A 6,522-nucleotide genomic window follows, 5' to 3' on the forward strand; every position below is an offset into this window, starting at 1 on the left:
AATCAGAGAATACGCGACGATTTCGGTGGGATGTGGCCGATGGATTGACAGATGATCAAAAGGAATTGCTGAACGTCAACCCGGACACGGGTGATGTGGACGGCTTGGGCATGGAGCGGCTTTGGTGGCTCCGTGGTGATCAAAGCGACGAAGGCGCTGGTGAGGGTGAGCTCCGGCAGCGGGAGCGGTTGCTAGGGGATATCGTCAATTCGGATCCACTTTTCGTGCATGCCCAGGATTTCGGTTACCGGAACGACGAAGATTTTGATGGTGGTGGCAGCTACAGCCAGCATGTTCATGACATGCGCGAGAACCGCCCCATGCTTTATGTGGCGGCCAATGACGGCAAGCTACATGGGTTTGACGCTGAAACCGGGGAGGAGGTTTTCTCCTATGTTCCGGATGCAATCATGCACAAGTTGAATCGCCTCACATCCCAGGATTATCAGCGCGAGTACTTTTTCGACGGCTCACCCAGGGTGAATGATGTCTGGGATGGTAGTAACTGGCGGCGGATTCTTGTGGGCTCCTTTGGTGCTGGTGAGCGCGGGGTTTATGCGCTGGATATCTCTAACCCGGAGGATCCGGAAGTGCTGTGGGAGCGTGTTGGCGGCCCTACAACGGGTCCGAATGCTGTGGACCATGCCCACGAAGACATCGGCTATGTCCTTGGTCAGCCCTCTGTCGGTAAAACGGCCAGTGGTGACTGGGTGGTGATGGTGCCCTCGGGTTACCAGAGTGAGAATGATCGTGCTGCCCTGGTCTTCCTGGATCCCCTGAACGGTGAGGAAGTGGATGACCCCTTTCTGCCTGATGATGACGATAATCCGGCGGGTAACGGCATGGCTACGCCGATGCCGGTGGACATCGAGGGTGATCGCTTGATCGATAGAATCTATATGGGCGATCTCCAGGGTCAGCTATGGCGTGTGGATGTGAGTGGCAACAACTGGCGTGCGCCAGGTGGCTTGCGTTCCGGTAATACGCCAGTCCCGCTCTTCACCGCGGAAGGGCCCAATGGCGAGGTACAGCCCATCACCGTTCGGCCACAGGTGGCGCGCTCGCCGGATGGGGATGTCTTCGTCTTCTTTGGGACAGGAAAGTACTTTGAGAATGATGATAACCTTGTTGTCAGTAATCCCGATGTCCAGTCCTTTTACGGTATCAGGGACCAGGAGTCGGAAATTGAGCGGGATGATCTGCTGCAGCAGGAAATTATCGATGAGCTTGAGGATTTCGATTTCGAGCTTCGAGTCACGACCGATCACGAGCTGACAACGGAAGATGGTTGGTATCTGGATTTGATTTCTCCTCTTTCACATCGTGGCCGAGAGGGTGAGCGAGTAATCTTCAACCCGATTTTCCGAAATGGCCGTATCATCTTCCCAACCATGATCCCGAGTGAGGACCCCTGTGCCGCCGGCGGTGACGGTTGGCTCATGGAGATGGAAGCCTTCAGTGGTTCACGCCTGGATTTCTCGCCCTTCGATCTGGCCGGAGACGGTGAGTTTGGTGAGGAAAGCTATGTCGAAACCACAATCGACGGCGAAACCGTCAAGGTGCCGGTGAGTGGCATTCGCTCCAGAGTCGGTATTCCCACGACACCGGCAATTATTTCTTCAGGACCGGGCATCGAAGGCAAGATGATGATGGGGTCCGAGGCGGAAATGGAAGAGCTGCCCATGGAGAAAGGGGATGATTCATTGGGCCGGCAGAGCTGGCGTCAGAATAGATAAGGACGGAAAGGATGAGCATGAATAGGCAGCGTCAAGCTGGGTTCACACTGATTGAAGTCATGATTGTGGTTGCCATACTTGGCATCATTTCTGCTCTCGCCTATAACAGCTATCAGCGTCATGTGGTGACCACCTATCGGGCAGATGCGCAGCGCAGTCTAGTGGAGATAGCCCAACGGCTGGAACGCTGCTTTACCCAGCGCAATGATTACAGGGAGTGCGTGGATGATGGTGGCGGTACCACCTGGGATTCGCAGGATGGGCATTATGAAATCTTCATCGGCGATCTCGAGAGAACCACCTTTACGCTGACAGCCCGTCCGCAAGGCGTTCAGGCGGAGCGTGACGGTGATCGCTGCAGCACGCTGACACTGACACATACTGGTCGGCGAGACTCTACCGGATCGGAAGAGCGTGACGATTGCTGGGGGCTCTAGTCCCACGTCTCTGCTATAGATCGAAGGGGAACAGGCCCTGCCGAGGCGACTTGGCAGGGCTTGTTCGTTTTCAGTGGGAGTAAGGCAGTAAAGCCCCTGATATCTTTTTGATGGAATTGAGTTGCTGCGCCGAGTGGGGCAATGTGGTCACGGTGGATTGCTTGATGGCAGGAGAGGCGCATGAGCAGTTTCTTTCAGCAAGGTCCGGTCCTTGACGGCGACTTGCTGGCGGACAGGGCCCTGGCAGATTATCTCCAGCTTCGTTTGCCCGTGGACTGTAAGAGTCGCTGGGAACCGGGCCTGCGACAGTTATGGCGTCGGGCTCGCGATGAGATGCCCACACTGGCGGCGGAGGCCGAACGCGATCCCCCCGAGCATGTCCCTTATGACCCCTGGGGGCGGCGCATCGACCGGATTCGCGTCAGCGAGGCCTGGCGGCAATTGGAAGCGATTGCCGCCGAGGAGGGGGTGGTGGCAACCGCCTTTGAGCGGGCTGACGGTGCCTGGTCCCGGGTTCATCAATTCCTGCGGCTTTATCTTTACCACCCCAGCTCCGCCATCGCCTCCTGCCCCATGGCCATGACCGATGGGGCCGCGCGGGTGATCGAGCTCTATGGTGATGGGGATCTGCGTGAGCGGGTCCTGCCCCGTCTGTTGAGTTGCGAGCCTGAGTCCTTCTGGACGGCAGGGCAGTGGATGACCGAGCGCAGTGGGGGCTCGGATGTCTCACGCTCGGAAACCGTGGCCCTGCCGGAGGAGCAGGGCTACCGCCTTCACGGGGTAAAGTGGTTCACTTCCGCCACCACCTCCCAGGTGGCCATGACGCTCGCCCGGGTCAAAGAGCGGGGGGGGGAAGACGAAAAGCTGAGCCTGTTTTTTGTCGAGCTGCGAGACGCCGACGGGGCGCTGCGCAACATCCAGGTCAATCGGCTCAAGGACAAGCTCGGTACCCGGGCCCTGCCCACTGCCGAGCTGACCCTGGCGGGTACCCCGGCCCGCATGGTGGGTGAGCGGGGCCGGGGCGTGGCCACGATCAGCAGTATTCTCAATATCACCCGTCTCTACAATGCCTGCTGCGCGGCCGGCTATATTGGCCGAGGACTGATGCTGGCCACCGACTATGCCCGCAAGCGCCAGGCCTTCGGCCGTGCCCTGATCGACCAGCCTCTGCACCGGGAAACCCTGGCGGATTTGACCGTTGAACATCAGGCCGCCTTTCAACTGGTGTTCGAGGCGGCCCGGCTGCTGGGCCGTGATGAATGCGGAGCAATCAGCGAGGACGAGGCCGCGGTGTTACGCCTGCTGACGCCGGTGGTGAAGCTCTATACCGGCAAGCAGGCGGTGGCCGCCTGCAGCGAGGTGCTGGAGGCTTTCGGCGGGGCCGGCTATGTGGAAGACACCGGCCTGCCTTCCCTGCTGCGTGACGCCCAGGTTCTGTCCATCTGGGAGGGCACCACCAATGTGCTCAGCCTGGATCTGCTTCGGGCCATGGGGGACGGTGAGGCCTGGCAGACTTTCACGGGCTTCTGGCAGGCGCGCCTGAGTGCCCTGGGGGCCGGAGACGAATCCCTGAATGCCCTGGCCGATGAGCTGGAAGCACTTGCCCGCTGGCCACAGGCCTTACTGGCCGAAGGCGAAGCCCGGCTGCAGGCCAATGCCCGCCAGCTTGCCTACCGGATCGCCAGGCTGGTGGCCGGCATCCTGCTTGCCGAGCAGGCTCGGGCGGGAGACGAGGGGCCTGCCCGATCACGCCGAGAGGCCATTGCCGGGCGTTGGATACGGCAACATGTAATGCGGGGCCCGGCCGGCTACCCAGCCGACGAGGCCGAGCGGATTCTTTCACTTTGAGAGGTTGACTATGTGGCCAGTGCTGGTGGCCCTGGGTGGATTTCTGTGCTTTTTTCTCGGCTGGCGGTTCTATTCCCGTTTCATTGCCGAGCGCCTGTTCCGGCTGGAAGCCGATTTCCGGACACCCGCCCATGAATACAATGACGGCCTGGATTTCGTGCCCACCAACCGCTTCGTCCTCTGGGGGCATCATTTCACCTCGGTGGCGGGGGCCGCCCCCATCATCGGCCCGGCCATCGCCGTGATCTGGGGCTGGGGCCCAGCCCTGGCCTGGATCGTGCTCGGCACGGTACTGATTGCCGGCATGCATGACTTCGGCACCCTCTGGGCCTCGGTGCGCCACCGGGCCCGTTCCATCGGCAGTATCGCCGCCGAAGTCCTGGGGCCACGAGCCCGCAGCCTCTTTCTCTTGATCATCTTTTTCCTGCTGTTGATGGTGAACGCGGTCTTCGCCGTTTCCATCGGCACGCTCTTCGTCAATTTCCCGGAAGCGGTTCTGCCCTACTGGTTCCAGCTGCCCATTGCCATGGTCATCGGCTTTCTGGCCTACCGTAGCCGCATGCCGCTGCTCCTGCCCTGTCTCATCGGCCTGGCGCTGATGATCGGTCTGGTCTTCGTGGGCGCGCAAGTGCCCCTGAGTCTGCCGGAGGAGCCGGGTGGGGTGCCGGACATCGCCTGGTGGGTACTGATCATGCTGGGCTACGGGGCACTGGCCTCGCGTCTGCCGGTCTGGTTGCTGTTGCAGCCGCGGGATTTCATCAATGCCCACCTGCTGTTCCTGGGGCTGTTCGTCATCTATCTAAGCCTGTTCGTGGGCCGGCCCGAGTTCGCCGCGCCCTTCATCAACCAGGATCTGCCGGCCGATACCCCGTCCATCATTCCCCTGCTGTTTGTCACCATCGCCTGCGGCGCCATTTCCGGTTTCCACGGCCTGGTCAGCTCCGGCACCAGTGCCCGGCAGCTGAACAAGGAGACCGATGCCCGCTTCGTCGGCTACCTTGGGGCCACCGGCGAGGGCCTGCTGGCACTGGCCGCCCTGCTGGCGGTCTCCGCCGGCTTTGCCGGTCTGGCCGAGTGGCAGGGCCATTACGATTCCTGGGCGGCGGCCAGCGCCGGGGGCATTGCCGCCTTCGTCACCGGCGGAGGCAATCTGCTTGGCAATCTGGGCATCCCGGCGGTGATCGGCACCACCATGATCGCCATCATGGTGGTGGCCTTCGCCGCCACCACCCTGGACACCAGCATGCGCCTGCAGCGCTTCATCCTGGCCGAGATCGGTCGCCAGTATCGACTGCCGGCTTTGAGCAACGTCAACCTGGCCACCCTGATCACCTTCCTGGCCTGCGCCGGGCTCGCCTTCGGCGCCGACCCGGATAATCCCGGTGCTGGCGGGATGGTGCTCTGGCCCCTGTTCGGGACCACCAATCAGCTCACCGCCGGCCTGTCCCTCCTTGTCCTGAGCCTGATCCTGGCACGCCTGGGCCGAGCGGTGATCTTTACCGCCATACCCTTTCTGTTCGTCGCCAGCATGACCACCTGGGCGATGTTGGTGAATCTGTCCCGCTATCTGTCCGACGGCAATTGGTTGCTGTTGGTGATTGGCGGGCTGATTTTCGCCCTCAACATCTGGCTGATCCTGGAAGGGGCCCTGGCGGCCCGGCGACTGCAAAAGACCAGATCCGATGTCCCTGAGTGATCGCCTGCGCCAACTGGCCCGGGCCTACCGGGACTTCTACGAACTCCCCATGCGTCGGGCCGTGGCCCTGGAACAACGCCGACGCGAGGACTTTCTGCGTCTGCTGCTCATGTCCGAAAGCCTGGGCCTGCCCAACCCGGCCGCCTGGTATTGCCTGGAACTCATGCCCTTCGTGATCGAGGACTACCACGCCTGGCACCGGCGCATGGGCATGGAGCACGCACCGCCGGGGGGGATTGGGTGTTGTTGAGCAGCGAGCTACGAGCTACGAGCAGCGAGCTGGCCGTGCAAGATCGATGGCCAACTGTTTTCTGCAGAACCCGAGCTTTCCGCGGGCCCTTGGCCGGTACAACCTTTCCGGAGGGGCAGGGCGATATCGTTGGCACGCCCAGCTCGCCGCTCGCCGCTCGTAGCTCGCTGCTTTCTCCTAAGGAGCACTCCCATTGATCTTCCGACCCGATACACCGCAAGCCATCTCCCTGCCTCCCATCGTCCTCCTCGGCGGCAAAGGTGGCGTGGGCAAGACAACCTTGTCGGCGGCTTTGGGCCTGGCGCTGGCCGAGCGGGGAAAGCGGGTGTTGCTGGTGTCGACGGATCCGGCCCATTCCCTGGCGGATTTGCTGGAGCAGCCGCTGGGGGATGCGCCCCGGCGGGTACAGGGTGGTTTGTTTGCCCGTGAGATTGATCCGGAAGCGGCCCGGGCGGCTTATCTCGATACCGTTCGGGACAATATCCGACGCTTCGCCCAGCCCGAGTTTCTGCAGGAAGCCGAGCGCCAGGTCATGTTCGCCGGCCAGCACCCCGG

At 61.7% G+C, this 6,522-nt stretch carries 6 protein-coding genes; all 6 read left to right on the top strand.

The genetic code is table 11. The annotated features are described in order from the left end of the window. The coding region (locus ACJWXQ_RS06810) for a pilus assembly protein (RefSeq protein WP_406672441.1) at window positions 1-1,736 on the top strand (1,736 nt) is incomplete at its 5' end. 17 nt (window positions 1,737-1,753) lie between these two features. Continuing rightward, entirely contained in the window at window positions 1,754-2,173 is a 420-nt protein-coding gene (locus ACJWXQ_RS06815) for a type IV pilin protein (protein ID WP_346050170.1), read from the top strand. A 180-nt stretch (window positions 2,174-2,353) separates the two neighbouring features. Then, window positions 2,354-4,021 (top strand): acyl-CoA dehydrogenase family protein, encoded by a 1,668-nt coding sequence (locus ACJWXQ_RS06820; protein ID WP_346050168.1) that lies wholly within the window; start codon window positions 2,354-2,356, stop codon window positions 4,019-4,021. 10 nt (window positions 4,022-4,031) lie between these two features. Further along, on the top strand, window positions 4,032-5,717 hold the full coding sequence (locus ACJWXQ_RS06825) for a carbon starvation protein A (RefSeq protein WP_346050166.1): 1,686 nt from the start codon (window positions 4,032-4,034) through the stop codon (window positions 5,715-5,717). Next, the gene (locus ACJWXQ_RS06830) at window positions 5,704-5,967 is read left to right on the top strand and encodes a cory-CC-star protein (protein WP_346050164.1); all 264 of its coding nucleotides are present in this window, start codon (window positions 5,704-5,706) and stop codon (window positions 5,965-5,967) included. The genes ACJWXQ_RS06825 and ACJWXQ_RS06830 overlap by 14 nt, the downstream gene beginning before the upstream one ends. 193 nt (window positions 5,968-6,160) lie before the next feature. Further along, the coding region (locus tag ACJWXQ_RS06835) for an ArsA family ATPase (RefSeq protein ID WP_406672442.1) at window positions 6,161-6,522 on the top strand (362 nt) is incomplete at its 3' end.

It is taken from the genome of Natronospira sp., assembly GCF_007134575.1.
GTDB classification, from domain to species: Bacteria; Pseudomonadota; Gammaproteobacteria; order Natronospirales; family Natronospiraceae; genus Natronospira; species Natronospira elongata.